General features: G+C 69.0%; 25 protein-coding genes, 2 tRNA genes and 1 pseudogene. 18 read left to right on the forward strand and 10 right to left on the reverse strand.

Translation table 11 applies throughout. The features are described 5' to 3' along the window. The 3 genes and pseudogenes from ACWCOV_RS20775 to ACWCOV_RS20785 all read left to right on the forward strand — a co-directional run. A pseudogene (locus tag ACWCOV_RS20775) lies at positions 1-171 on the forward strand (DNA replication/repair protein RecF); the annotation flags it as partial. After that, the gene (locus ACWCOV_RS20780) at positions 164-733 is read left to right on the forward strand and encodes a DUF721 domain-containing protein (RefSeq protein WP_449830922.1); all 570 of its coding nucleotides are present in this window, start codon (positions 164-166) and stop codon (positions 731-733) included. The pseudogene ACWCOV_RS20775 and the gene ACWCOV_RS20780, both read left to right, overlap by 8 nt. A gap of 57 nt (positions 734-790) precedes the next feature. Further along, entirely contained in the window at positions 791-2,113 is a 1,323-nt protein-coding gene (locus tag ACWCOV_RS20785) for a hypothetical protein (protein ID WP_449830923.1), read from the forward strand. Positions 2,114-2,204: 91 nt separating this feature from the next. Here the strand turns inward: ACWCOV_RS20785 and ACWCOV_RS20790 are convergent, their stop codons facing one another. From ACWCOV_RS20790 to ACWCOV_RS20800, 3 genes are read right to left on the reverse strand one after another with little or no spacing between them, the layout of a single operon-like run. Then, a complete protein-coding gene (locus ACWCOV_RS20790) occupies positions 2,205-2,789 on the reverse strand; it encodes a hypothetical protein (RefSeq protein WP_449830924.1) in 585 nt (194 codons plus the stop codon). After that, positions 2,786-3,394, reverse strand: a complete 609-nt coding sequence (locus tag ACWCOV_RS20795) for a hypothetical protein (protein ID WP_449830925.1) — start codon at positions 3,392-3,394, stop codon at positions 2,786-2,788. The genes ACWCOV_RS20790 and ACWCOV_RS20795 overlap by 4 nt, the downstream gene beginning before the upstream one ends. Next, entirely contained in the window at positions 3,391-4,026 is a 636-nt protein-coding gene (locus tag ACWCOV_RS20800; RefSeq protein ID WP_449830926.1) for a hypothetical protein, read from the reverse strand. The genes ACWCOV_RS20795 and ACWCOV_RS20800 overlap by 4 nt, the downstream gene beginning before the upstream one ends. A gap of 313 nt (positions 4,027-4,339) precedes the next feature. On the opposite strand from ACWCOV_RS20800, the gene gyrB reads away from it, so the two are divergent. From gyrB to ACWCOV_RS20830, 6 genes are all read left to right on the forward strand, one after another. Continuing rightward, complete coding sequence (gene gyrB / locus ACWCOV_RS20805; RefSeq protein WP_449830927.1) at positions 4,340-6,418, forward strand: DNA topoisomerase (ATP-hydrolyzing) subunit B; 2,079 nt, start codon at positions 4,340-4,342, stop codon at positions 6,416-6,418. A 147-nt stretch (positions 6,419-6,565) separates the two neighbouring features. Then, on the forward strand, positions 6,566-9,169 hold the full coding sequence (gene gyrA / locus ACWCOV_RS20810; protein ID WP_449831025.1) for a DNA gyrase subunit A: 2,604 nt from the start codon (positions 6,566-6,568) through the stop codon (positions 9,167-9,169). A 308-nt stretch (positions 9,170-9,477) separates the two neighbouring features. Continuing rightward, positions 9,478-10,185, forward strand: coding sequence for a DUF3566 domain-containing protein (locus tag ACWCOV_RS20815; RefSeq protein ID WP_449830928.1), 708 nt, complete (start codon positions 9,478-9,480; stop codon positions 10,183-10,185). Between the two features lie 106 nt (positions 10,186-10,291). Next, a tRNA-Ile gene (locus ACWCOV_RS20820) sits at positions 10,292-10,368 on the forward strand. 33 nt (positions 10,369-10,401) lie between these two features. Next, positions 10,402-10,533, forward strand: coding sequence for a DLW-39 family protein (locus ACWCOV_RS20825; protein ID WP_233712472.1), 132 nt, complete (start codon positions 10,402-10,404; stop codon positions 10,531-10,533). Between the two features lie 12 nt (positions 10,534-10,545). Further along, a tRNA-Ala gene (locus tag ACWCOV_RS20830) sits at positions 10,546-10,618 on the forward strand. Positions 10,619-11,286: 668 nt separating this feature from the next. Here the strand turns inward: ACWCOV_RS20830 and ACWCOV_RS20835 are convergent. Together ACWCOV_RS20835 and ACWCOV_RS20840 are read right to left on the reverse strand one after the other, a co-directional pair. After that, positions 11,287-11,643 (reverse strand): VOC family protein, encoded by a 357-nt coding sequence (locus tag ACWCOV_RS20835; protein ID WP_449830929.1) that lies wholly within the window; start codon positions 11,641-11,643, stop codon positions 11,287-11,289. Between the two features lie 340 nt (positions 11,644-11,983). After that, on the reverse strand, positions 11,984-12,430 hold the full coding sequence (locus ACWCOV_RS20840) for a hypothetical protein (RefSeq protein ID WP_449830930.1): 447 nt from the start codon (positions 12,428-12,430) through the stop codon (positions 11,984-11,986). Positions 12,431-12,602: 172 nt separating this feature from the next. Between ACWCOV_RS20840 and ACWCOV_RS20845 the strand changes: the two genes are divergently transcribed. Then, complete coding sequence (locus ACWCOV_RS20845) at positions 12,603-13,562, forward strand: Lrp/AsnC family transcriptional regulator (RefSeq protein WP_449830931.1); 960 nt, start codon at positions 12,603-12,605, stop codon at positions 13,560-13,562. A gap of 10 nt (positions 13,563-13,572) precedes the next feature. Next, positions 13,573-14,202 carry a class I SAM-dependent methyltransferase gene (locus tag ACWCOV_RS20850; protein ID WP_449830932.1) on the forward strand — a complete coding sequence of 210 codons (630 nt, stop codon included), beginning with the start codon at positions 13,573-13,575 and terminating at the stop codon, positions 14,200-14,202. 36 nt (positions 14,203-14,238) lie between these two features. Here the strand turns inward: ACWCOV_RS20850 and ACWCOV_RS20855 are convergent, their stop codons facing one another. Next, positions 14,239-15,303 carry a winged helix DNA-binding domain-containing protein gene (locus ACWCOV_RS20855; protein ID WP_449830933.1) on the reverse strand — a complete coding sequence of 355 codons (1,065 nt, stop codon included), beginning with the start codon at positions 15,301-15,303 and terminating at the stop codon, positions 14,239-14,241. 82 nt (positions 15,304-15,385) lie between these two features. Between ACWCOV_RS20855 and ACWCOV_RS20860 the strand changes: the two genes are divergently transcribed. The 5 genes from ACWCOV_RS20860 to ACWCOV_RS20880 all read left to right on the forward strand — a co-directional run bounded on the left by ACWCOV_RS20860 (position 15,386) and on the right by ACWCOV_RS20880 (position 19,204). Beyond that, positions 15,386-16,159: an LLM class flavin-dependent oxidoreductase gene (locus tag ACWCOV_RS20860; RefSeq protein ID WP_449830934.1), complete on the forward strand. Its 774-nt coding sequence runs from the start codon at positions 15,386-15,388 to the stop codon at positions 16,157-16,159. Between the two features lie 39 nt (positions 16,160-16,198). Next, positions 16,199-16,834 (forward strand): SDR family NAD(P)-dependent oxidoreductase, encoded by a 636-nt coding sequence (locus tag ACWCOV_RS20865; RefSeq protein WP_449830935.1) that lies wholly within the window; start codon positions 16,199-16,201, stop codon positions 16,832-16,834. A 66-nt stretch (positions 16,835-16,900) separates the two neighbouring features. After that, a complete protein-coding gene (locus ACWCOV_RS20870; RefSeq protein WP_449830936.1) occupies positions 16,901-17,512 on the forward strand; it encodes an FMN-binding negative transcriptional regulator in 612 nt (203 codons plus the stop codon). Positions 17,513-17,572: 60 nt separating this feature from the next. Beyond that, positions 17,573-18,355 (forward strand): putative hydro-lyase, encoded by a 783-nt coding sequence (locus ACWCOV_RS20875; protein ID WP_449830937.1) that lies wholly within the window; start codon positions 17,573-17,575, stop codon positions 18,353-18,355. A gap of 207 nt (positions 18,356-18,562) precedes the next feature. Further along, positions 18,563-19,204, forward strand: coding sequence for a VanZ family protein (locus tag ACWCOV_RS20880; protein WP_449830938.1), 642 nt, complete (start codon positions 18,563-18,565; stop codon positions 19,202-19,204). A gap of 118 nt (positions 19,205-19,322) precedes the next feature. Here the strand turns inward: ACWCOV_RS20880 and ACWCOV_RS20885 are convergent, their stop codons facing one another. Then, on the reverse strand, positions 19,323-19,934 hold the full coding sequence (locus tag ACWCOV_RS20885; protein WP_449830939.1) for a pentapeptide repeat-containing protein: 612 nt from the start codon (positions 19,932-19,934) through the stop codon (positions 19,323-19,325). A 143-nt stretch (positions 19,935-20,077) separates the two neighbouring features. Here ACWCOV_RS20885 and ACWCOV_RS20890 point away from each other — a divergent pair, with 143 nt between their 5' ends. Both ACWCOV_RS20890 and ACWCOV_RS20895 read left to right on the forward strand, forming a co-directional pair. After that, positions 20,078-20,968 carry an NAD-dependent epimerase/dehydratase family protein gene (locus ACWCOV_RS20890; protein ID WP_449830940.1) on the forward strand — a complete coding sequence of 297 codons (891 nt, stop codon included), beginning with the start codon at positions 20,078-20,080 and terminating at the stop codon, positions 20,966-20,968. A gap of 11 nt (positions 20,969-20,979) precedes the next feature. Further along, the gene (locus tag ACWCOV_RS20895; RefSeq protein ID WP_449830941.1) at positions 20,980-21,738 is read left to right on the forward strand and encodes a protein phosphatase 2C domain-containing protein; all 759 of its coding nucleotides are present in this window, start codon (positions 20,980-20,982) and stop codon (positions 21,736-21,738) included. On the opposite strand, the gene ACWCOV_RS20900 is transcribed toward ACWCOV_RS20895, so the two are convergent. From ACWCOV_RS20900 to ACWCOV_RS20910, 3 genes are all read right to left on the reverse strand, one after another. Beyond that, complete coding sequence (locus tag ACWCOV_RS20900; protein ID WP_449830942.1) at positions 21,729-22,703, reverse strand: DUF4328 domain-containing protein; 975 nt, start codon at positions 22,701-22,703, stop codon at positions 21,729-21,731. The two genes, ACWCOV_RS20895 and ACWCOV_RS20900, sit on opposite strands and share 10 nt — an antisense overlap. Before the next feature lie 65 nt (positions 22,704-22,768). Continuing rightward, positions 22,769-24,307: a glycerol-3-phosphate dehydrogenase/oxidase gene (locus ACWCOV_RS20905; protein ID WP_449830943.1), complete on the reverse strand. Its 1,539-nt coding sequence runs from the start codon at positions 24,305-24,307 to the stop codon at positions 22,769-22,771. Further along, positions 24,307-24,939, reverse strand: coding sequence for a TetR/AcrR family transcriptional regulator (locus ACWCOV_RS20910; protein ID WP_449830944.1), 633 nt, complete (start codon positions 24,937-24,939; stop codon positions 24,307-24,309). The genes ACWCOV_RS20905 and ACWCOV_RS20910 overlap by 1 nt, the downstream gene beginning before the upstream one ends. Positions 24,940-25,012 lie beyond the last annotated feature (73 nt).

The raw sequence follows: 25,012 nt of genomic DNA on the forward strand, positions 1-25,012 counted from the left end.
ATCCTGGACGATGTGTTCGCGGAGCTGGACACGCAGCGCCGCGACCGGCTGGCCGAACTGGTGGCCCCGGCCGAGCAGGTGCTGGTGACCGCGGCGGTGGGCGCTGACGTGCCCGCTGAGCTCAGCGGCGCCCGGTTCGACGTGGGGGACGGTGCCGTCAGCCGTGCCTGAACCCCGGAATTCCCCTGAGAGCGGCTTCGAGAGCGAGGCCGCTCCGGAACCGCCGGGCGAAGCTGAGCACGACAAGCAGGGGCTGGACCTGGCGAAATCGCTCGCCGGGCGGCTGAAGGGCATGAGCCCGGTCAAGCCGGTCAAGCGGACCCGGCGGCGGCCGCGGATCGACGGCACCCAGGTCAGCAGCGCGCGGCCGGACGACCGGGATCCGCAGAAGCTGACGAACACCCTCGGCCGGCTGATGCGAGACCAGGGGTGGGAGGTGGACGTCGCCGTACACGGCGTGATGGCGCGCTGGCCGGCGATCGTCGGTCCGGAGATGGCCGAGCACTGCAAGCCGGAGAGCTACCAGGACACCGAGCTCACCGTCCGCACCGACTCCACCGCCTGGGCGACCCAGCTGAAGATGCTCGCCCCGGACCTGGTCCGCCGACTGAACGCCGAACTCGGCGAAGGAACCGTCACTCGCGTCAACGTCCAGGGCCCGCACGCGCCGTCCTGGCGGAAGGGCCCGCGCACGATCCGCGGCGGCCGCGGACCCCGCGACACCTACGGCTGACCGGCCCGCGAGAGCGGATTGCCTGAGCGACCCGCCCCTCCCCTAGGATCAGGCGCGATGCGCACGATCGTCGACGGCTTTCGCGAGATGGTCCACCTGATCGGAGACACCTTCCGGTTGTGGTGGCGGAACCTGCTGCCCATGGTGACCTGGTTCTTCGCCGGGTACCTCGGGTTCAAGGTCTGCATGGAGTGCGCCATCTGGCTGGCCGAGCACTCGCACTCGAGTATCGGCGTCGGCGTGTTCTCGGCCGGCGTGCTGATCCAGATCGCGGCGTACGTCGGCATGATCCGCGCGTGTGCGAACTCGCTGTACCGCTGGCGGGACGCAGCGAGCAACAAGGCCGAGGAGACGTCGGACCCGACTCAGCAAGGGCTGCTGGAGCTGCTGGCCGTGACGCTGCTGCCGCTGGTGGCGGTGTGGTCGGCCTGGGGCTTCCTGGAGAACCAGGTCTCTCAGCTCAACGTCAGCAACATGGTCGAGCGCGGGCTGCAGCCCGGTGCGGGCTTCTTCGACCTGGGCAACGGGGCCTGGCACAAGTACCTGCCGGCGATCGTCATCCTGCTGGTGCTGCGCCGGGTGATCCAGGCTGTCGACGACCGCTGGCCGAGCCGGCCGGCGAAGTTCGTCCAGGTCTGGGCCGAGGCGTTCTTCCTGCTGCTCACCGTCGTCGTCACGCCGTTCGCGATCGCCGACGGCAAGAACTGGTTCGAGCAGCGCTCGTTCTGGTACTGGTCGGTCGACTGGTGGGACGGGGTGAAGAACTTCTTCGCCGACATCAACATCCCGGTCCCGGCCGGTCTCGAGTTCCTCTGGGGCTTCTTCTGGGAGACGCTCTGGCCGCTGTTCAAGCTGGGCGTCGCCGAGCCGCTGACCTGGCTGGCGATCACCACGGTGGTGTTCGGCCACCGGGTGCTGTCCAGCGGTGGCGTCTTCCGCGGCACGCGCATCGAGCAGCGGTTGGGTGGCCAGCTCGAGGCGGAGGCCCCGAAGCAGAACCGGGTGGTCGCGCTTACCAGCAAGGCGCCGAACCTCGTGCTCGGCGGTCTGCGGGAGAAGTTCTACCCGACGCTGAACGCGTTCCGGCTGCTGGTGCGGGTCGGGCCGGTGTTTCTGGGCGTGGTCTGCATGGTCTACACGTTCTGGGTGCTCGGTGACGAGTGGGCGTTCGTGGCGATCCAGCGCGCGATCGGCGTGCACGGCGAGCGCTGGGGCCTGATGAACGCCGAGCTCGCCTCGATGATCGACAACGCGATCTTCGAGACGCTGCGGATCGCGCTGCTCGCGGCCGCCTTCGACCTGTGCATCTCGGTGAGCAGCGAACGCCGGGCCGAGGCCGCGGCCGCCGAGGCCGAGAAGTCGGCCCAGCCCGCCGCCTGATCAAGCCACGGAGCCTGACCAAGCCGCGGAGGCCTGAGCAAAGCCGCGGAGCCTGACCCCGCAGAGCTTGGTTCCGGTACGGCGGGATGGCTCAGGGCGTGATGAGGACCCGGCGGAAGCCGTTCCGGTCCTGCATGCTCACACCCACGACGTGCGACACGGCGTCGGCCGGGATCACGTAGATCATCGCCACCTGACGCGGCTTGTCGATCTCGAAGACCTCGTCCTTGCCGTCGTCGTCGCTGTCGTCGGCGTAGCAGTTGGTCGGCAGCTCCCAGTCGGAGGTGTTCCGCCCGGCCTGCCAGACGTTGCCGCGGTCGTCCCAGAGGTCCGCGCCGCAGCTGAAGCCGCCGTCCTTGAGATAGACGCCCTGCCGCGGGGTCGCGGTCAGCTTGGCGATCATCAGGATGGTGCCGGCGGGGCCGCCCATCCCGATCTCCTCGCCCTTCTTGTCGACGATCCGGGTGTAGGGCTGCAGCGAGTCGAGCTTCCACTCGACGTGGCCGATCGTCACCGGGCCGCCGCTGGTGGCGATCTCGTTGATGTTGCCCTCGTTGTAGATCCGCTCCTCGTCGTCGAGGTAGACGCGGGTCAGCATGTACACGCTGGTGGACATCAGCGCCAGCAGCAGCGAGATCTGGGCGGCCAGCCGGGCCGCTCGGTTCAGGCCCCTCATGACGTCGCCACCCGGGTCACCGGGTCCTGCAGCACGTACTGCCCCTCGGCGCCGTCGACGAGTTGCTGGGCGACCTCTTCACTCGGGATGCCGAGGTCGACCTCGACGTACGAGTTCAGCACGGTGAAGAACATACTCGGCCGGATCTGCAGCTTGAGCCCCTTGAGGTCGGTCGGGTTCACCTCGAAGACGATCGCGCCGGTCTTGGCGAAACCCGCTTCGGGGAAGTCGATCCCGGAGTCGTTCAGTCCGCCGATCGGCTCGTAGTTCGTGCCGCCGTCGGCGACCAGGCGCGCGCCGGTGTTGGCCGGCTTCTCGATCCCGCGCACGGTGTCCCACTCGAGAGCGACGTAGACGCCGTTGGTCTCGAACGGCTTGTCGTCGTCGCTGCCGTCCTCCTCGACCAGCGTCTTGGCGAACTTCATCCGGGTGATGGTCACGGTCGAGTCCGAGCCGGCGTACTTCAGCGGCTCGCCGATGGTGCCGCGGACGGCGATCAGGTTCTGGTCCTCGAACACCTGCTCCGGGGCGGCCAGCCGGGTGACGCCGCCGAGCAGGACGAACAGGATGCCGACGAGCACGGTGGCCGGCCGATAGAGCTTCACTTGTCGCCCTCCGTGACGTCGACGGTCTCGGGCTTCAGCTGTACGACGGCGTCCGGCCGCTCGTTCTGCCAGTACGGATCGTCGTTGGCTCCGAACAGGCTGTCGTCGGACTCGTACCGCTCACCCAGGACACCGACCTCGACCAGGTCAGAGGTGAAGTCGGGCGCCACCTTGAAGGTCGTGTAGCAGCTCTCCGGCGGCAGTCCGTAGACGATGACCCAGTTCAGCTCGCCGCGGCAGTCAGCGCCGTTGGAGTCGATGAACTCCGCGCCGCCGCCCGGGACGAAGACCAGCAGCTTGCCCGGCAGGCTGTCACTGGTCTTCTCCTCCTCGTCGATGTTCTTCAGGTCGAAGTAGACCCGGAGCTCGGTCTCGGCGTCGGTGTACTCCCCCGCCTTCTTGACCCGGATCTCGGCCTTGGTGAAGTTGTACTCCCACTTGCCGGACTCGACGGTCACCGGCGCGGTCAGCGTCGGGACCGTCCGACCTTTCCGCTCCTTCCAGCCGCCGGTGGCCAGGATCACCAGAGCGAGGACGACGACGAGGGCGATCGCGATCAGCCACTTGCGCCGGTGCCGGTGAATCACCCGGTCGGCGATCATGGCGTCGATGACGTCGTCGAGACTTTCCACGGCAGCGATCCTAGAGGTCGGTGGGTCCTCGACGGGCACCCGTCGGGCCGTACGCTGAGTGGTCTGGACCGGTCGGTTCGGTCTCGATGCCGAGACCGCCGTACCCGGATCTCCCGGAGGCCGCTGAGGGCCCGTGAGCGCTTTTGAGCCCCCTACCCGCGAGAGGGGACATGGTGAGGAGGGCGAAAAGACGCCCTGTCCACAGTTTCGGCCTCCTGATGGCAGGTTCTGCTTCGGCCGACGGGTAGAATAGGTGGTGTAGGGCGAGCCGCACCTCTGCCAACACGCAGGGGGCGGCTTCCACTGTGCCGCGATGCCTCGCAGACGCGAGGTCCGAGGAGGACAACCACCGGTGACCGACGAGCCGACCGAGATCGACGCCAACCAGTCCGCCGACCCCATCGGCACCGTCGCAGCAGACGTTGAGATGCCCTCCAACATCGTGGAGCGGGAGTACGACGCCAGCGCGATCCAGGTCCTCGAGGGCCTCGACGCGGTCCGGAAACGGCCGGGGATGTACATCGGGTCCACCGGTGAGCGGGGTCTGCACCACCTCGTCACCGAGGTGGTCGACAACGCGGTGGACGAGGCGATGGCCGGGGTGTGTGACCGGATCGTCGTCACCATGCTGCAGGACGGCGGCATCCGGGTCGAGGACAACGGCCGCGGTATCCCGGTCGGCATCGTCGAGTCCGAGGGCAAGCCGGCCGTCACCGTCGTACTGACCGTGCTGCACGCCGGCGGCAAGTTCGGCGGCGGTGGTTACAAGGTGTCCGGCGGTCTGCACGGTGTCGGTGTGTCCGTGGTGAACGCGCTGTCCACCCGGCTGAAGGTCGACGTCAAGCAGAACGGCAAGGAGTACACCCAGTCCTTCACGATGGGCGTGCCGGACGACGAGCTGGCCGAGGTCGGCCCGTCCGACGAGCACGGTACGACGATCACCTTCTGGGCGAACCCGGACATATTCGAGACCACGACGTACTCCTACGAGACGCTGTCCACCCGGTTCCGCGAGATGGCCTTCCTGAACAAGGGCCTGGAGATCGTGATCCGGGACGAGCGGCCGGACCACACCGAGGACGGCAACCCGGTCGAGCAGTCGTTCAAGTACGACAACGGCCTGGTCGACTACGTGAAGTACCTGACCGGCATCCGGGAGACCGTGCACCGCGACGTGATCTCGTTCGAGGCCGCGGCCAACGGCGGGAACAGCATGAGCCTCGAGGTCGCGCTGCAGTGGAGCGGCTCGTTCCAGGAGTCCGTGCACACCTTCGCGAACGCGATCAACACCCACGAGGGCGGCACCCACGAGGAAGGCTTCCGGGCCGCGCTCACCTCGCTGGTCAACTCGTTCGGCGAGGACCAGGGCATGATCAAGAAGAAGGAGGACAGGCTCACCGGTGACGACATCCGGGAAGGCCTGACCGCGATCATCTCGGTCAAGCTGGCGGAGCCGCAGTTCGAGGGCCAGACCAAGACCAAGCTCGGCAACACCGAGGTCAAGGGTTTCGTCCAGCGGGTCGTGAACGACAAGCTCGGCGCCTGGTTCGAGCAGAACCCGGCCGAGGGCCGCGAGATCATCCGGAAGGCGACCGCCGCGGCGAGCGCCCGGATCGCCGCCCGGAAGGCGCGCGACCTGGCCCGCAACCGCAAGGGCCTGCTGGGTGGCGGCGGGCTGCCGGGCAAGCTGTCCGACTGCCAGTCGACCAACCCGGAGGAGTGCGAGGTCTACATCGTCGAGGGTGACTCGGCCGGTGGCTCCGCCAAGGGCGGCCGGGACCCGAAGTTCCAGGCCATCCTGCCGATCCGGGGCAAGATCCTGAACGTCGAGAAGGCCCGGATCGACAAGGTCCTGCAGAACAACGAGGTGCAGGCCATCATCTCCGCGCTCGGCACCGGCATCCACGAGGACTTCGACGAGGAGAAGCTGCGGTACCACAAGATCGTGCTGATGGCCGACGCCGACGTCGACGGCCAGCACATCCGGACGCTGCTGCTGACCCTGCTGTTCCGGTTCATGCGGCCGCTGATCGAGCGCGGCCACGTGTACGCCGCGCAGCCGCCGCTGTACAAGATCCGCTGGAGCAACTCGGCGCACGAGCTCGCCTACACCGAGCGGGAGAAGGACGGCCTGGTCGAGGCCGGCGCCGAGGCGGGCAAGAAGCTGCCGAAGGAGAACGCGATCCAGCGGTACAAGGGTCTGGGCGAGATGAACGCCCAGGAGCTGTGGGAGACCACGATGGACCCGGCCAACCGGGTGCTGCTGCAGATCACCCTGGACGACGCGGTCCGCGCGGACGAGACGTTCCAGACCCTGATGGGCGACGACATCGAGGCCCGTCGCAACTTCATCCAGCGCAACGCCAAGGACGTCCGCTTCCTGGATATCTGACGGAGATCGCCCGGCTGCTCCGGCCGGGACTCCGCCCGCGTGACCACCCCGACGTACGACTGATTTGAACGGGACGAGCTTTTCATGACCGAGACCCCCACCTCGCCGGGCCACGACCGGATCGAGCCCCTCGATCTGCAGACCGAGATGCAGCAGTCGTACCTCGACTACGCGATGGCCGTCATCGTCGGCCGCGCGTTGCCCGAGGTCCGCGACGGCCTGAAGCCGGTGCACCGCCGCATCCTCTACGCGATGTACGACGGCGGCTACCGGCCGGACCGTGGTTTCTCGAAGTGCTCCCGCGTCGTCGGTGACGTGATGGGTCAGTACCACCCGCACGGCGACTCGGCGATCTACGACACCTTGGTGCGGCTGGCGCAGCCGTGGGTGATGCGGGCGCCGATGATCCAGGGCCAGGGCAACTTCGGCTCGCCGGGTAACGACCCGGCGGCCGCGATGCGGTACACCGAGTGCCGGCTGGCCCCGCTGGCGATGGAGATGGTGCGCGACATCGACCAGGAGACGGTCGACTTCCGCCCCAACTACGACGGCCGCTCACAGGAGCCGGTGATCCTGCCCAGCCGGTTCCCGAACCTGCTGGTCAACGGCTCGGCCGGTATCGCGGTGGGAATGGCGACCCAGATCCCGCCGCACAACCTGCGCGAGGTCGCCGCCGCGGCGCAGTGGTGCCTGGAGCATCCGGACGCCACCCAGGAAGAGGTCCTGGCGGCGTGCATGGAGAACATCAAGGGCCCGGACTTCCCGAACGGCGCGCTGATCGTCGGCTACAAGGGCATCGACGACGCCTACCGCACCGGCCGGGGCTCGGTCACGATGCGCGCGGTCGTCGACATCGAGGAAGACGCCAAGGGCCGGACCAGCCTGGTCGTCAGCGAGCTGCCGTACATGGTCAACCCGGACAACCTGGCGCAGAAGATCGCCGAGCTGGTCAACACCGGCAAGATGACCGGCATCGCCGACATCCGCGACGACACCTCGTCTCGGACCGGCCAGCGCCTGGTGATCGTGCTGAAGCGTGACGCCCAGCCGCGCGTCGTACTGAACAACCTGTACAAGCACACGCAGCTGCAGGACACCTTCGGCTGCAACATGCTGGCGCTGGTCGACGGCGTACCGCGCACGCTCAGCCTGGACCTGTTCATCACGCACTGGATCGACCACCAGATCGAGGTCATCCAGCGCCGGACCCGCTACCGCCTCCGCGAGGCCGAGAAGCAGGCCCACATCTACCGCGGCTACGTGAAGGCGCTGGACGCGCTGGACGAGGTCATCGCGCTGATCCGCCGCAGCCCCGACGTGGACGACGCCCGCCAGGGCCTGATCGACCTGCTGGACATCGACGAGGTGCAGGCCCAGGCGATCCTGGACATGCAGCTGCGCCGGCTGGCCGCCCTGGAACGCCAGAAGATCATCGACCGGCTGAACGAGCTCGAGGCCGTCATCGCCGACCTCGAGGACATCCTGGCCAGCCCGGAGCGGCAGCGCTCGATCGTCAAGGACGAGCTGGCCGAGATCGTCGAGAAGTACGGCGACGACCGCCGTACGACGATCATCGCGGCCGACGGCGACCTGTCCGTGCAGGACCTGGTGCCGGACGAGGACGTGGTCGTCACGATCACCCGCGGCGGGTACGCGAAGCGGACCAAGACCGACCAGTACCGGGTGCAGCACCGCGGCGGCAAGGGCGTCCGTGGCGCCCAGTTGCGGGCCGAGGACGAGATCAGCCACTTCTTCGCCACCACGAACCACCACTGGATGCTGTTCTTCACCACCAAGGGCCGGGTCTACCGGGCCAAGGTGTGGCAGCTGCCCGAGTCCGCCCGGGACGCGAAGGGCTCGCATGTGGCCGGCCTGCTCTCGTTCCAGCCGGACGAGGAGATCGCGCAGGTGCTGACGCTGCGTGACTACGAGCAGTCCGACTACCTGGTGCTGGCGACCAAGAAGGGCCTGGTCAAGAAGACGGCCCTGACCGACTACGACTCGGCCCGGCAGAGCGGCATCATCGCGGTGAACTTCCGCGAGGAGGACGACGAGCTGATCGGCGCTGACCTCGCCACCGCCGAGGACGACCTGCTGCTGGTGTCCCGCAAGGGCCAGTCGATCCGGTTCACCGCGAACGACGAGCAGCTCCGCCCGATGGGCCGGGCCACCTCCGGCGTGACCGGCATGAAGTTCCGCTCCGGCGACGAGCTGCTGTCGATGTCGGTGATCCGGGTCGGCGAGGACGAGGAGACGCAGTTCGTCTTCACCGTGACCGACGCCGGGTACGCCAAGCGCAGCAAGGTGTCGGAGTACCGGCAGCAGGGCCGCGGCGGTCTCGGCATCAAGGCGGTCAAGCTGAACGACGAGCGCGGCTCGCTGGTCGGCGCGATCATCGTGGTCGACGAGGACCAGGTGCTGGCGATCAAGGCCAGCGGCCAGGTCGTCCGCAGCCGGGTGGACAGCGTGCCGGTCAAGGGCCGCGACACCATGGGCGTCCGGTTCGCCGGGGTCGGCGAGTCCGACGCGGTGGTCGCGATCGCCCGGAACACCGATCTCAGCCTGAACGGCAACGGCGACGAATCCCTCGACGCCGAAGCGGGTACTCCCTCCGAAGAAGGTGCCCAGGATGTGGACGGATCGACAACCGAAACCACCCCTGAGAGCGTCCAGGATGATGACCAGCGTTCGACGGACGTCGACGGCGCGGCTACCGTCGAAGACGACGAAGCCGGCCAGGAGGGTAACTGATGACCAACCGCGCGAGGCCGACGTGGCCCGACGGTGCTACGGACAGCTCCGGTAAGAAGCAGTCCACCCCACCGGCCAACCCGGCCTCCAACGGTCGTTCCACCGCCGCATCGAGCGGTAACGGCCAGTCCCGATCCGGCGACTTCCGGCCGTCCGGTGGTAGCCAGCCGCGACCGGGCCAGTCCGGTGCGTCATCGTCCGGCCCGTCTGGTGTCGGCTCGTCTGGCAACGGCCCGTCCGGTGTCGGTCAGCCTGGGGTTGGGCAGCCTGGCGCCGGGCAGTCGCAGGCCGGCCGGTCCGGTGCGCCGGTGCGGCCGCCGCAGCAGCCGCCGGTTCGTCCGACCGCACGTCCGGCCAGTCCGGTCAGCTCGGGTCAGGGCACGCCGGGCCCGAGTACGCCGGGACGTCCCGAGCCGTGGACCGCTCCCGCCGCTGGTGCGCCGGCGGCTGGTGCCTCGTCGTACGGACTGACCGGGAAGGACGGCGCGAAGCCGGGCAGCATCGGCGACCGGGTCAGCGCGGCGCGGCAGGCGGTGCTGGACAAGGCCGCCGCGGTCAAGGACGCGAAGCCGGACAAGGCCGAGAAGGCGGAGCACAAGGCCTCGGTAAGGGCCGAGAAGGCGCTGAAGACGTCGAGCCGGCCGCAGACGCGCAAGGCGCGGCTGCGGATGTCGCGGATCGACCCGTGGTCGGTGATGAAGACGTCGTTCCTGCTGGCGATCGCGTTCGGCATCGTCACCTGGGTCGCGGTCTTCATCGTCTGGTCCGCGATCGGCGCGGCCGGTGTGTTCGACAACATCAACAACACCGTCACCGAGGTGCTGGGGACGCCGGCGGCCGAGCCGTTCCGGATCGAGAACTACATCAACACCGGCAAGGTGATGGGATTCACGACCCTGCTCGCGTGTGCGGACGTGCTCATCATCACCGCCCTCGCGACGCTCGGATCCTTCCTCTACAACATCGCCGCCACGCTGCTGGGCGGCCTCGAAGTCACGCTGGCATCGGAGGACTGACAGGCATTCGCGGTCTCCGGCCGGGCCCGTCCGCGGCCTGGCCGGAACCGGTTTGGGAGTAGGGCCCTTGGTGCGGTAATCTCTCCCGGGTTCGACCCCGCAACGCGGGCCTATAGCTCAGACGGTTAGAGCGCTGCCCTGATAAGGCAGAGGTCACTGGTTCAAGTCCAGTTAGGCCCACCATCACGATCGTGAACCCCGATCCGAGGAGTCCCGGTGCTGAAGAAGATCCTGCTGGTGCTGGTGGCCAGCATCGGTGGATACTTCGCCTACAAGAAGACCCAGCAGTCCCGCGCCGAGAAGGACCTCTGGGCCGAGGCCGTCGACCCGGTCACCCCGGGCCGCTGACCGAACCCCCACGGGGGCGTAGCTCAACTGGCAGAGCACTGCCTTTGCAAGGCAGGGGTTAGGGGTTCAAGTCCCCTCGTCTCCACAAATCTTCTTCTCACGCGCGGACTATGGTCCCCTACGCCCGCTCCTTCGTCGCGTGCTCGCCGGCCGCTCCCACCCACCCTTGGTCTGCGCGCTGCCGCGCGTCCGCGTGCTGCCGCCCGCACTCGACCGCCCCGTGGTCCCGCGAGCTCGCCTGACGCGAGCCAGCCGTTGGCCGGGCGTATTCGCACTCGACCGCGGACTGTGTTCACCCACGCGTCCTCGACGCCGCGCGGCGTCGCGTCCCGACGCGGAGAAGCTGCGGCCCCACGAAGACCATGAGGCTCTTGCTGCCGGAGTGCAGCGATTCATCGAGTCGCAGGCAGAGCCGTTGTGGGAGCAGCGGATGTCGGCGCGGACGTAGAAGTCTGCCCGATTCGCGGCGTAGCCCGCGCGCTGATCCTCCCGAGTCCCTGGCTCTGTGCCGATTTGGGCTCTTATGGGTCAAGCGTGCGGCGCTGGGGCGCCGTTCTCGCCGGAGCTTAGGAGCAGGACGCTTCCCTGTCCACCCGATACCAACCGCCACGAGCCGCCGTCTTGGCGTCTGACCGTGGGAAGCCACGTCTCCCTGGCCGCTCGATCGTACGGCCACCACGACACACATCAAGAGCGCCTACGGCGTCCCTGCGGGATCGGCAAGCCGAGGCGGTTCGGCAACGTGGAAAGCATTCAGGACAAGCAGAACGGATGGCCGTGCGGATCGAGCATCACTCGAACGTGCTGCTGCGGCTGATGTACTGCCTGAGTCGCCCCGGCCCCGACGGCCCAGGCGACGGCGGCGTCCAGGTCGTCGACACCGATGTCGAGGTGCATGGTTGCGGTCTGCTGGCCCGGCTGGCTCGGCCACACTGGCCGTCCGTGCGCACGGTCCTCCTCGACATTGATCGTTGGTCCCGTCTCGCCTTCGGGCGGACGCAGCTGAGCCCAGCCACCCTTCGGGCCGATGTCGACGATCGGCCAGCCCAGCAACCGGTGATAGAAATCCGCCAACTCACGCGCCCGGCCCGGCTCCGAAGTAATCGTCACCGCGCCGACCTGTAGCCGAGGTCGTCCCATCCGACTCAGATCCCTTCATCGAGTTCGACTGACTTCCGAATCGTCGCACCGTGTAGGAAAGTCACGGGAGGCCGTGCCCTCTGCGTGCCCTAACGAGAACGAGCCCGCGCTCAGGATCTGCCTGCGCAGACAGGCGGGAGCAGCGCAACCGCCTATGCATGGCAGGTTTGGGGTTCAAGTCCCCTCATCTCCACAGGTTTGTCCCCACGCGACGCCGCGCGCGGACTGTGGTCCCCCGCGCCGTCCGCTACGCCGCTCCTCCGACGCGTGCGCTCTCGCCGACTCGCTATCTCGTTGATCGGCAATCGACCTAGTGCAGGACTGGGCTGGTTCCTGGCGTCGTCTGGAGTTCGCCGCGAAGGAGTGCTGTGAGTGCGTCGCCGACTTGGTGCACCGATCGCACTTCGACATCGGCAAGCCACACGGTGCCTTCGCCGCCCACGCCTCGGTTGTTCAGCCACGCGGCCGGCACTGTGCCCGTCGCGCCGGCGACTCGAGTGACGTACGCAGATGCCTCCTCCGCGAGGGCGAGCACAGTCTCCGTTCGGTCCTCTGAGGTAAGCCGGGCATCCAGGTCGGCGTTGACGCAGCCCACGAAGCCGCCGCGGGCTTGCAGTCGCCAATGCTGTTTTGCGTCGCGCAGCCACTCCGGCGCCTTGGCAGGGACAACCTCGGCAAGCGCCTCGAGCCAGATCTCCAGAAGACCGTCACGCGCCCAGAAGCCGAACCCCTGGAAATCGGTGTAGCTGGACCCCATGCCCGTGACTCTGGCAGTAGACGCACGAGCAAGCAATCGGGTGGGTCTGGCTTCGGGGTCGGCGATCGGGTGGGCCGCTTCGCCACCACCAGCAAGCGGGTGAGCCCAAGGTCCCGGGGTTGTGCACACCTGTGGACAGTGTTGGGGATATCTAGCGCGGTAGAGTCTGATCGTGGCCCAATCCGTCACCTTGGACGAGATCGACCGCGGGCTGGTGCACTCGTTGGGGATCGATGGGCGGGTGCCGTTCAGTGCTGTCGCGGGGGTGCTCGGGATTTCGGAGCACACGGTGGCCCGGCGGTACCGGCGGTTGCGGGCCGGCGGCGTGCTGCGGGTGGTCGGGATCGCCGACGGCGTTCGGCTCGGGTCTCGGTGGTGGACGGTCCGGATTCGCTGTACGCCGGACGTCGCGGAGTCGATCGCGGACGCGCTGGCCCGGCGGGCGGACACGTTGTGGGTCCAGGTGCTGTCAGGTGGGACCGAGATCAGCTGCGACTGTCAGCCGTCGAGCGACGACCAGGTGCTGATCGAGGAGCTGGAGTGGAGTCGCGGCGTGCTCGGGGTGAGTGCTCACGAGGTCCTGCCCGCGGGTCGGCCGCCGCGCTGGGGTGCGATCGACGTTCTCGACGCGGATCGGCAGGCACGGCTGCGCCGGCGGCCGGGTCCGGAGTTGCTGGATGCCACGGTGGTCCTCGATGCGCGGGATCAGCGGATGCTCGAGGTCCTAGGAGTCGACGGACGGGCGCCGTACGCCGAACTGGTCCGGGCAACCGGTTGGTCGCAGTCGAGCGTCGCGCGGCGGCTGGACTACCTTCGTCGTACCGGGGTGTTGAGGTTCGACGTGGAGGTCCCGACGGCGGCGCTCGGATACCGGGCCCAGGCGCGGCTGTGGATAACTGCTCAGCCGGCGGCGCTGGTGGCTGACGCGCTGGCGGCGCATCCGGAGATCTCGTTCGTCGCGGTCACCACCGGGCCGACGAACGTCGTCGCGCACGCGATCTGCCGCGACTCGGCGCACCTCTACAGCTACCTCACCGAGCACGTGTCCGCGCTGGCCGGCGTGCACAGGGTCGAGACAGCGCCGGTCCTTCGCACCGTCAAGGGCTTTCACAGGATGGGCATCGAAGGGTAAGACTTTACGTATGTCCGATCCGGTGCCTGCCTTCGCGCGCGACGACGGGACCGCCGCCTACTACGAGCGGCGGGCCGGGGAGTACGACGAGTGGTACCTCGGGCTCGGCCAGTTCGCGGGCCGGAATCCGCCCGGTTGGTCCGACGAGGTCGACCGGCTGGTCGAGGTGATCCGCGGGTTGCCGGCGGCGCGGACGCTCGATGTTGCCTGTGGCACCGGATTTCTGACGCAGCACCTGCGCGGGCTGACGGTCGGGCTGGACCGGAGTCGCTCGATGCTCGCGGTCGCCCGCCCGCGGGTGCCGCGGGGTGTCGTGGGCGATGCGCTGCGGTTGCCGGTCGCAGACCAGGCGTTCGACCGGGTGCTGACCGGGCACTTCTACGGGCATCTGCCGCCGGATGAGCGGGAGCCGTTTCTGGCTGAGGTACGGCGGGTGGCCGCAGAGCTGGTCGTGGTCGACACCGCGATCCGGCCGGGCGTCGGACCCGAGCAGTGGATGGACCGGACGCTGAACGACGGGTCCCGGCACCGGATCTACAAGCGGTACCTGACCGGCGAGCAGCTTGCCGGCGAGATCGGTGGCGAGCTCCTGTACGAGGGCCGCAGCTTCGTCGCCGCCCGCGTCACCTGGCCAACCTGAGCAACAGTCCAACTGTCCACTCACGTGGAGGACAAGTCAGGCAAGGTACTCGATGCGATGGGCGTCGGACGGGTGAGTGAAGGCCAAGAGGCGGAGGCCTTCTGACTCGATGGAGGGGAGGTCGGCCAGGGGGCGGAGGGGTTGGATGGTTAGTACCGCGGTGTTGTTGGTGGAGTGGATGGTCCAGCTGGCGGTGACCGTGCCGTTTTGGAGGAGGGTGGGGGCTACGCCGGCGCCTATGCAGACCTGGGCTCGGATTTCGTTGGTCATGATGCGGGTGCGGTCGGCGTGGGCGAGCAGGGTGGCGTCGAACGAGGGCAGGAATCTGATGGGTGCCTCGATGTCATCGGGAGGCAAGGGGGCGTCTGGGAGGTCGTACAGTTCGCGGCCGGACTCGTCGGCGTACACCTTCAGCGACGGACGCAGGTCGGCGAAGACCTCGCGGAGCCCGCTCACCCCGGACCACGTCCGCGCGTCCGCAACGGTTGCCGGGCCGAACGCGGCCAGGTAGCGCAAGACCATCCGGCGCACGTCTGCGATCCCGGTCGGGGCGAGGGTGAATGGCGTTGCGCCGTACACGTTCCAGGTCCCGCTCGGCGCCGGATGGATGAGGGGCTCCAGGTACTGCGCGGTCCAGCCAAGTGCTGTCGGTTCGTCGACTGGCCACCGTTCGGCGAGCAATCGGCCCAGCTCCGGCCGGGTCAGCGTCCGCCCATCGGCAAGCAGTTCTCGCACCGCGACGACCAACGCTTCGAGATCGACGCCCTTGGTACGGCGCCCGAACGCGTTGCGCTGCACGCGACGCAACAACGGCGCCAACACCGGCCGCACGAAGGAGAAGTCGTCCACGGACATCAGATGTTGAGTCGCTCGCATCATCGTCGAGCGCACCAGCGAACGGTCCTCGATCGCCGCGGTGAGGCTGGGAATCGTGAAGGACTCGAGTCGGGCCCACAGCGCCAGATACGGGTCGTTCGGACTCTGCGCGTTCAGCCCGAACACCCGCTCGACCGCCGCCACCACGGGCAGGTCGACGCGCTCGAGCAACAGTTGCCGCTCGAGCAGTGCACGTCCAAGGGCCCGTGGACTCAATACCTTCACGCCGACGACCCTAGGGGCGAGTAGCGGACAGCTGCAGTCCTCGAGCGGAACAACTCCGCAGCCAACAGAGTTGAGGGTGGTCATGACAGTTGAGATCGGAGTGATCCTGCCGACGTCGACGCCGGACCCGTCGAAGCCGATTCTCGGGGATGTCCGGGAGAGCGCGCGGTTCGCGGAGGAGGTCGGGCTGGACTCGGTGTGGTCGACGGATCATCTGATCGCGAGCGCGCCGATGCTGGAGAGCTCGGTGGTGCTGGCGACCGCGGCGGCGGTGACCGAGCGGATCACGGTCGGATTCAACGTGATGCTGCTGGCGTTGCGGCCGGTCGCCTGGGCGGCGAAGCAGGTCAGCACGCTGCAACTCGTGTCCGGCAACCGCCTCGTCCTCGGAGTCGGCACCGGCAACCCCGCGCACGGCGACATCGGCTGGCGGGCAGCAGGCGTGTCCTTCGCCGACCGCGGAAGGCTGACGGACGAGGCCCTCGCCGTACTGCCGGATCTGATCGCCGGGAAGCCGGCGACGCTCGCGGACGGGCTGGCGGCAACGATCGCACCCGGAGCGGCGGTCCCACCGGTCGTTGTCGCAGGCAACGGGAAGGCGGCCTTCCGGCGAGCGGCCAGGTACGGCGACGGCTGGGCGACGATCGCGATGTCGCCCGACGAGGTGAAAACCGCGCTCGACCAGATCAACCAGCTGCACCACCGGGCCCCGCTCAGGGCGACCGTCGTCGCGCCGCAACTGGACTCGCCTGAGCAGCTCGAGGCGTACGAGGCGGCCGGCACCGAGCGAGTGATCCTCGCACCAACCGGCGACTGGCGCCGCGACTACGAGTTGGCCGCCGAACTCAAGAGCTGACTTGACTCTGACATTGATGTGAGGTTTTAAGGTCGCGGCATGACAGGAGCTGTGGTGGTAGGGGCCGGGCCGGGGATCGGCGCGGCGGTGGCGAGGCGGTTTGCCCGGGCCGGGCTGAGTGTCGGGCTGATCGCCCGGTCGGAGGCGACCGTGAAGGCGGTCGCGGACGGGATCACCGGCGACGTACTCGCGCTGACGGCGGACAGTACGGACGAGGTGGGCCTGCGTGCGGCGCTCGACCGGGTCGTCGATCAGTACGGCGTACCGGAGGTGGTGGTCTACAACGCGGCGATCATCCAGCCGGACGCCGTCGGCGACCTGACTGCGCAGCAACATCTGGACGCCTGGGCGGTCAACGTGGTCGGTGCGATCACCACGGCGGCGCACGTCGTACCGGCGATGGCTGAGCGTGGCAGCGGGTCGTTCATCATCACCGGTGGGATGCCCGAGCCGAAGCCGGGCTACGCCAGTCTGTCTCTCGGCAAGGCCGGCGTGCGGACGCTGGTGACGTTGCTCGACCAGCAGTACGGCGACTCCGGCATCCACGCCGCGAGCGTCACCGTCGGCGGTGCGGTTGCACCGGGTACGGCGTACGACCCGGACGACATCGCGGAGCACTACTGGCGTCTCCACACGCAGCCGCGGGACCAGTGGGAGCAGGAAGTCAACCACTGAGTGGACTGACGAAGCCTGCGCGGATTGGATCTATCGGCCAGTGAACGCCTCGGTGAGGGTGGTGTTGTGTACGTTCCGAAGCACTTCGCTGCAGATGACGAGGCGATCCACGAGCTGCTGACCCACCACGGGGCGGCCGACCTGGTGACGATGACTCCGGACGGGCTGGTGGCCACGATGCTGCCGTTCGTCTACGACCGCTCCAGGCATGTGCTGCTCGGGCACCTCGCCCGCAACAACGATCACTGGCAGCAGTACGTGATCGGTGAGGCGCTGGTGATCATGCGCGGTCCGGACGCGTACGTCTCGCCGGCCTGGTACGCGTCCAAGCGCGAGCACGGCCGGGTCGTGCCGACCTGGAACTACGTGACCGCGCACGTCTACGGGACGCTGACCGTGCACGACGACCCGGCCTGGGTCGCGGACGTCGTACGGCGGCTGTCGGACCACCACGAAGCCGGCCGGGACGAGCCGTGGTCGGTGGATGACGCACCGGAGAAGTTCGTCACCGGTCAGTTGCGAGCGATCGTCGGCGTGGAGCTTGCGATCAGCCGGATCGAGGCGAAGGTCAAGCTCAGCCAGAACCGGGCGGACGCCGACATCGACGGCGTGATCGACGGGCTCCGCGCGGCCGGCGACGAGGAGTCCGCGGCCGCGGTGGCCCAGCACCGCTCCTGAGGCCTTGTGGAATTGTTCAACAATCACTACCGTTGAGGCTCACGCGAGATGGGGAGCCCGATGACGACCCTCGACCTCAGCCCGGCCCAGGCGCGCGAGTTGTTCCGCCGCGGCACCGCACAGCCCACCACCGGCTGGGCCAGCGGCTACACCCAGACCAACCTGATCGCCGTACCCAAGGACTGGGCGTACGACGTCCTGCTCTTCTGCACCCGTAATCCACAAGCCTGCCCACTGCTCGACGTCACCGACCCCGGTGATCCGACGACTCGCCTCGCGGCCGGCGCGGACCTGCGCACCGACCTGCCGCGGTACCGGATCTGGCGAGCCGGCGAACTGGTCGGTGAGGTGTCCGACGCGACCGACGCGTGGCGCGACGACATGGTCGCCTTCTCCATCGGCTGCAGCTTCACCTTCGAGTCCGCGCTGGCGGCTGCGGGCGTTCCGCTCCGGCACGTCGCCCAGGGCCGCAACGTGGCGATGTACGTGACGAACCGGCAATGCGAGTCCGCCGAGCGGCTCTTCGGTCCGATGGTCGTGTCGATGCGGCAGATCCCGGCCGGCCGGGTGGACGACGCCGTGCGGATCACCCGGGCGATGCCCGCCGTTCATGGCGGTCCGGTGCATGTCGGGGATCCGCGGGCGCTGGGCATCGAGGATCTCTCCCGGCCGGATTTCGGCGACCCGGTGGACGCTGCCGATGGCGACGTACCGGTGTTCTGGGCCTGCGGGGTCACCCCGCAGGCCGCCCTGATGGCCTCCCGGCCACCCTTCGCCATCACGCACGCCCCGGGCTACATGCTCATCACCGACCGGCTCGACAGCGACTACCGGGTGGGTTGACGGCTGCCCGCAGCAAATGATCGTTGCCTTGGGCACGGGTCTTTGGTGACGATTTGTGCTCGGTTTGTCACGGACTGTTTGCGGGTGCGTGCAGATGTCCGGACAAGCCTGGCGAGCGTGGGATCGGTCGGCTGATCGTCTTGTGAGGAAGCGAATTCGGCGAGGAAGACAGCTGTCGGCCGGTCGACCACGGGAGGCTTCGGACGCGTGCTCGAGACCTATCGCGGCATCCCCCATCTGCTGGACACCTGGCTCGTGCTGACCGGAATGGCGCTGCCGATCGCGCTCGCGTCGCTCCGGCGGCCGGGTGACGTGGTCCCCCGGCTCGCGGCCTTCTGCCTGCCCGGCGCACTTGCGCTGGTGCTCGCGGCGACCCTCAGCCCGACCGCGCACACCATCGGCTTGATCGGCCAGTGCGGCACCTACCTGACCACGACTGGCGGCCTGACCTCGATCCAGGGCCTGCTCAACGTCCTGCTGTTCGTCCCGGCCGCCGGGATGCTGACGCTGGCCAGCGGCCGGCCGGGTAACGGCATCGCCGCCGGCATCGGGATGTCCGCCTCGGTCGAGGCCATCCAGGCCCTGGTCCCGCAGCTCGGCCGCTCCTGCCAGCTGCACGACCTGGTCGCGAACACGCTCGGCGCCTTCGCCGGCGTCGGCCTGGCGGCGGGTCTCCAGACCCTGATCCGCGACCGCCAACTGGTCGCCGTCCCGTACGTCGTCGAGCACTCGGCAGTGCTCGTGGTCCGCGGGCGGCGCCCGGCCCGGCACCGTCGCGAGCTGGTTCCGGTGCCGGTCCCGGTCGCCAAGCCGGCGAACGGCCTGCGTCAGATCGCTCGGGCGCGGTGAGATTCTCACAGAGCGGTTACGAAGTTATCCGGATAGTTATCCACAGGCTGTGGATGAAACGGGGGATGCCGACACGATCACACGGAGATATCCACAGGCCGAGGTCTGTCTGCAGGCCCTAAGGCCGGACGTCGAGGCCGAGCGACGTGGCGATGACCATTGCCTGGGTGACGTCGACCCGGGCGTCCTTCAGTTCGACCGTGAGTGGGTCGAGGGTGGAGAGGTCGGAGCCCCGGAGGTCGGCCGCAGTGAAGTCGGCGCGGTGCAGCGACGCGCCGGACAGCTCCAGGTCACGCAGCACCGCCTTGGCTGCTCGTGCGCCGGTGAGGTCCGCCTCCCGGAACTTGACCCCGGTGAACTCGGTCCCGCGCAGGTCCGCGCCCGGGAGCCCGGTGAACGACCAGTCACCGCCGGACACCTTCAGCAGGTTGTAGGTGCAGTCGTCGAAGAAGCTGCCGACGAACTTGCACCGGGTGAACGTGGTGTCGAACAGCGAGCACCGGACGAACGTGCAGTTCACGAACGCGGCGTCGGTGTGGGTCGACGCGTTGAACCGGACCCCGCGGAACGTGCACTCCTCGAAGATCCCGCCGCGGTTGTCCACCTCGGTCAGGTCGGAGTCGATGAACAGCACCCGGCGGTAGGTCTCGCCGGACGGGTCCGCGTCGTCCCAGTCGCGGATCGTCGACTCGGTCGGCGCCGGCGGCCGCCCGTCCACTCGGTCTGGCATCGCTCTCCCCTGTCGCTGAGGTGTCCCGGCCACACTGTCACGCCGGACCGACACACCGCCGCAAGTCGCCGGCGGGTGCATTTGTGATCGGTACGACGGAGAACGGAGGGCGGACCGACAAGTACGAACCGCACGATGGAGGAGTGACCGGAACTGAGCGGGTGATGGTGTTCGGCGCGGGAGGCTTCCTCGGCGCCAGGATCTGCGCATTGCTCGCCGACCGCGGGATCGAGTACCGCGGCCTGAGCCGGAGCCGGGGCGAGCCGCACCGGCTGTGCGACCTGGCCGCGATGCACCCGTACGCGCTGGACACGCAGATCGGCATGTACAAACCGACCGTCGTCATCAACGCGGCCGGTGCCACGCTGGGCGACTCCGCGACCCTGGTCCGGGCCAACGTGATCGCGGTCGACGCCCTGCTCGCCTCGGCCCGGGACCACGCCAGCCATGCCCGCTTCGTCCACCTGGGCTCGGCGGCCGAGTACGGCGGTGCGCCGCAAGGCACCAGCCAGGACGAACAGACCGAACCCTGCCCGGCCGGTCCGTACGGCCTCACCAAGCTGGCCGGCTCGGAGCTCGTTCTCCGCGCCCAGCGCAACGGCGCCGACGCGGTCGTCCTCCGGGTGTTCGACGTGATCGGCCCGGACGCACCGGAGAGCACGCTCACCGGCCGGGTGATCCGGGACCTGAGGTCCAGGCACACGATCGAGGCCGGGTCGCTCGACGTCTGGCGCGACTTCGTCGACGTCCGCGATGTCGCCGGGGCTGTGGTCGCCGTGGCACTCGCCGACGCCAAGCCGCCGCCGGTGCTGAACGTCGGCACCGGGCGGGCGAGTCTGGCGCGAGATGTCGCCGGGCAATTGTTCGAGTTGAGTGGACAGCCGGCCAAGATCGTCGAGGAGGCCCGGCCGGACACGGTCCGCGGCGCGACCTGGCAGCAGGCCGACACCGCGCTGATCGGCAAGCAGCTCGGCTGGTCCCCGAAGATCTCTCTCGAGCAGTCCCTCGCGGACAGCTGGGCCGCCCGACCGTAGAGACTGGGCGGGTGGACATCCGCTCGATCAGCCTGCCCGCGCCCGACCGGCGTCCGCCCGCGGTGAACGAGGATCTTGCCCTGACCGGACCCGACTTCGTGGTGGTCCTCGACGGCGCCACCGCACGGCGAGGCGTCGAGTCCGGCTGCCGGCACACGGTCGCCTGGCTGGTCGGACAGCTCGGCGCTCAGCTCGTCGTACCTCTCCTCGCTCGCTCGACGGCGCGGCTCCCGGACCTGCTCGCCGAGGCGATCGCCGCGGTCGGCGCCGGCCATGCGGACACGTGCGATCTCGCCAACCCGGACAGCCCGTCGTCCACCGTCGCGATGGTCCGGGTGGGACCGGACACGGTCGAGCATCTCGTCCTCGCCGACTCCCCCGTCGTGACGCGATCGCCGGCCGGGAAGGTCTCGGTGCACAGCGACGACCGCCTCGACCTCCTCCCCGAGTACTCCCTCGAGACCGTCCGCCGGCTCCGCAACCAGCCAGGCGGGTTCTGGGTAGCGAGCACCGACCCTCGAGCCGCCGACCAAGCCGTCACAGGTACGACGGATCGCGCCGACGTCGAGGTGGTCGCCGTACTGACCGATGGAGCGTCGCGGTACGCCGAGCGCTACGGGCACTCGTGGGACGACCTGGTCGACGTACTCACCACCGAAGGTCCCAAAGCGTTGGTCGAGCGGGTCCGCGAGTACGACGCTGCCGCGCACCCGGACAGCTTCCGCGGGAAGCGGTACGACGACGCGACCGCCGTCCTCGCCTACCCCTGATACGGGCGGTACGACGGGAAGGTCGGGCCGGGCTGGTCGTAGCGCGGCGCGTACTGCGGCGGCGCGGGAGGTGCCGCGACCGGAGGCGGCATGGTCGCCTGGTCGTGCTGCCACCGGGTGACGCGAAGCAGCAGCAGCGAAGCGGCGACGCCGGCCGCGATCAGGAGTACGGTCGCCACCGTGAAGGCGATGTTGACGCTCAGCGCGACCCGGACCATGAAGTCCTGCAGGTCGTAGATGTCCACGTAGTCGCCGGTCTGGTCCGCGGTGTCGGCCGCGTCGACCAGGCGGACGATCCAGACGATGAAGGCGATGACCGCGAACCCGGTGCCGCCGACCAGGATCACCCAGAAGCCGGTCCACGTCGCCCACCAGCCGTAGAGCAAACCCCGGACCGTGCCGCGCTGGGCCGCGCCGTGCTCCGATGGCGGCTCGCTCGCGGCGGTGACGTCCTGGACGATCTGCAGCGGGTACCAGAACTGCACGACCGGGCAGAACCACGAACCGACGACCCAACCGTTCGCGTGCCGGTGCAGCTGACCCTGCTGCACGCGCGGCCGCGGGGCGAGCGGTGAGTGCAGGAAGTCCGCGTTCTCCCGCGCCTGCCACAGCCAGATCAGGAACGCGATCGCCGTCCCCATCAGCAGGTAGGTGACCAGGTTCAGCAGCGGCCCGGTGCCCGCGATCGAACCGATCGCCCGGTCCAGCTCCTCCTCGGAGAGCAGCCCGTACACGAACCGCTTGACCTCGTCGTACGAGCTCCACATCAGCGCGGTCTGGATCACCGCGCCGACCGCGGTCAGCCCCATCAGCACGATGCTGACCACCGCGATCTTCCGCAACGGCTTGTACCGCGGCGGGACCGGTTGGTACGGCACAGATTGATACGGCCCTGGTCGATGCGGCACCGGATACGGCTGCCGGAACGGTTGCGGACCACCCTGCCCCGGGTACGGCTGCGTCACCTCTTCACCCCCTCGCAGCCAAGTTAACCCAGCCCCGGGAGCGTTCAACCCGTTATCCACAGGTGTTACACGCCGGCGAACGCCTCCCGGACCGCCGGCAACGCCAGCTCGCGGTCCGCCGCCGACAACCCGATCCGTGTCCGCCGATCCAGTACGTCGTCCGCGGTCAGCGCACCCTCGTGCCGTACGGCGAACAGCAACTCCGCGAACGTGGTCCGTAACCCCGGCGCGATCGGTTCCAGCAGCGATGGCGCCCCCGCGATCACGTCCGGCGCCTCCACGCCGTACCGCTGGACGAAGCGCGACGGCGCTCGCACGGCGGCCAACTGCGCCCGGTCGGCCGCCCCCACGAGCGGGATCCGGTGCGTCAAGCACGGCCGCCGCACCGCCAGCGTGGACTGCTGCAGCGCCTTGTCGAGCGCGTCCTGCGCCATCCGCCGGTACGTGGTCAGCTTCCCGCCGACGATCGTCACCAGCCCGTCCGCGCTCGTGATCACCGCGTGCCGCCGGGAGATGTCCGCGGTCTTGTCCTCGCCCTTGTGGTGGCCGGTGTCGAGCAGCGGACGCAGGCCGGCGTACGTCCCCAGCAGATCGGATCGCGTCAACGGCACCTGCACGGCGGCGCTGATCGTGGACAGCAGGAAGTCGATCTCGGCATCGGTCGCGTGCGGTACGTCGCTGACCGGCCCGGGCGCGTCCTCGTCGGTCAGCCCGACGTACACCCGGTCGTCCGGTGCCGGGATCGCCATGACCACGCGCCGCAGCTGACCGGGCACCGGAACCGTCAGCACGGCGGACAACCCGCCGAAGGCCGACTGCGGCAGCACCAGATGGGTCCCCCGGCTCGGCCGGAGCTTGATCTCCGAGGCGACCTGGTCGGCCCAGATCCCGGCCGCGTTGATCACGACCGACGCGTCGACCTGCAGCCGGTGGCCAGTCAGTTGGTCGACCAGTACGGCGCCTCGCCCGGTGACCTCGGTGGCTGCGACCCGGGTCAGCACGCGAGCGCCGTACAGCGCTGCGGTCCGCGCGATCGCGACCACCAGCCGCGCGTCGTCGTACAACTGCCCGTCCCAGGTGAGGAAGCCGCCGCGCATGCCGTCCGGGCGCAGCGTCGGCGCGTACCGGAGGATCTCCGCCGAGCTGACCCGGCGGGAGTGCGGCAGGTAGTCGTCGCTGGTCCGCGCGAACGTGCGCAGGACGTCACCGCCGAGGAACGCGCCCCGCAGCAGCGCGGCCTGCGCGAACCTTGCCTGTGGCAACCACGGGGCGATCTGCGGCACCGGGTGGACCAGGTGCGGCGCCGTCGTCTTCATCAGGATGCCGCGCTCGACCGCGCTCTCGTAGGCGATGCCGACGTGGCCGGAGACGAGGTACCGCAGGCCGCCGTGCACCAGCTTCGAGCTCCACCGGCTGGTGCCGAAGGCGAGGTCGTGCTTCTCCACCAGGGCAACGGTCAGGCCGCGTGCGGCCGCGTCCAGGGCAACACCTGCACCGGTGACCCCGCCGCCGATGACCAGCACGTCGACCTTGCCGACCGTGTCCAGCCACTCCAGCTCGCGGGTCCGGCGCGCCGCGTTCAGGCTGGCGTTGCCCACGGTCATCACGGCGTCAGGTACCTCGTGAGCATCACCCGCAGCTCCTCGTCGAGGTGCGGGTACTCGTCCTTCGAGGCCATCACCGGCCCGGACACCGCCGAGGCGAGCGAGACCAGGATGATCTGCCGGGCGAGCCAGACCGGATCGCCGGACCGGATCGAGCCGTCGGCCTGGCCGGCCTTGATGCCCTCCTCGACCAGCGCGAGGTGCGCGACCGTGCTGCTGCCGCGGCGCTCCAGCAGGTACGGCGTGAGGAACTCCGGGTCGAGCTCGATGATCTTGCGCATCAACGGGTGCACGCGGGTCTTCGCGACCACCTCGACCACGCCCTCGACCAGTCGGGACCGGCCGTCCACGGCGTCGGGCTGGAACGCGGACACCAGCGCGGTGGTCCACTCCCGGGTCATCAGCGCGGCGACCACGGCCTGCACGTTCGGCCAGCGCCGGTAGAGGGTGGCGCGGGAGACCTCGGCATGCCGGGCGATGTCGGCCATCGTCATCCGGCGCATCCCGATCGCGAGCAGCAGCTCGTAGGACGCGTCCAGGATCCGCTCCTCGCCGATCGCGTTCGCGGGCGTGGGACGCGGACTGGTCTCGGACGCTGTTTCCGGAGCCGACTCGCTGCTACGCTGAGACATCACACGTCAGAGTGTATCAGCGACTGTGGCGTCCGGGAACTGTCCGTGGCAGGTGGGAGCCAGGGGGTCGCAC

The sequence above is a fragment of the Kribbella sp. NPDC002412 genome (assembly GCF_053592935.1).

Coding starts and splice junctions, on each gene's coding strand:
- ACWCOV_RS20785 (WP_449830923.1), top strand. CDS start 791: ATGCGCACGATCGTCGACGGCTTTCGCGAGATGGTCCACCTGATCGGA.
- ACWCOV_RS20790 (WP_449830924.1), bottom strand. CDS start 2,789: ATGAGGGGCCTGAACCGAGCGGCCCGGCTGGCCGCCCAGATCTCGCTG.
- gyrB (WP_449830927.1), top strand. CDS start 4,340: ATGCCTCGCAGACGCGAGGTCCGAGGAGGACAACCACCGGTGACCGAC.
- gyrA (WP_449831025.1), top strand. CDS start 6,566: ATGCAGCAGTCGTACCTCGACTACGCGATGGCCGTCATCGTCGGCCGC.
- ACWCOV_RS20840 (WP_449830930.1), bottom strand. CDS start 12,430: ATGGGGTCCAGCTACACCGATTTCCAGGGGTTCGGCTTCTGGGCGCGT.
- ACWCOV_RS20850 (WP_449830932.1), top strand. CDS start 13,573: ATGTCCGATCCGGTGCCTGCCTTCGCGCGCGACGACGGGACCGCCGCC.
- ACWCOV_RS20860 (WP_449830934.1), top strand. CDS start 15,386: ATGACAGTTGAGATCGGAGTGATCCTGCCGACGTCGACGCCGGACCCG.
- ACWCOV_RS20865 (WP_449830935.1), top strand. CDS start 16,199: ATGACAGGAGCTGTGGTGGTAGGGGCCGGGCCGGGGATCGGCGCGGCG.
- ACWCOV_RS20875 (WP_449830937.1), top strand. CDS start 17,573: ATGACGACCCTCGACCTCAGCCCGGCCCAGGCGCGCGAGTTGTTCCGC.
- ACWCOV_RS20885 (WP_449830939.1), bottom strand. CDS start 19,934: ATGCCAGACCGAGTGGACGGGCGGCCGCCGGCGCCGACCGAGTCGACG.
- ACWCOV_RS20905 (WP_449830943.1), bottom strand. CDS start 24,307: ATGACCGTGGGCAACGCCAGCCTGAACGCGGCGCGCCGGACCCGCGAG.
- ACWCOV_RS20910 (WP_449830944.1), bottom strand. CDS start 24,939: ATGTCTCAGCGTAGCAGCGAGTCGGCTCCGGAAACAGCGTCCGAGACC.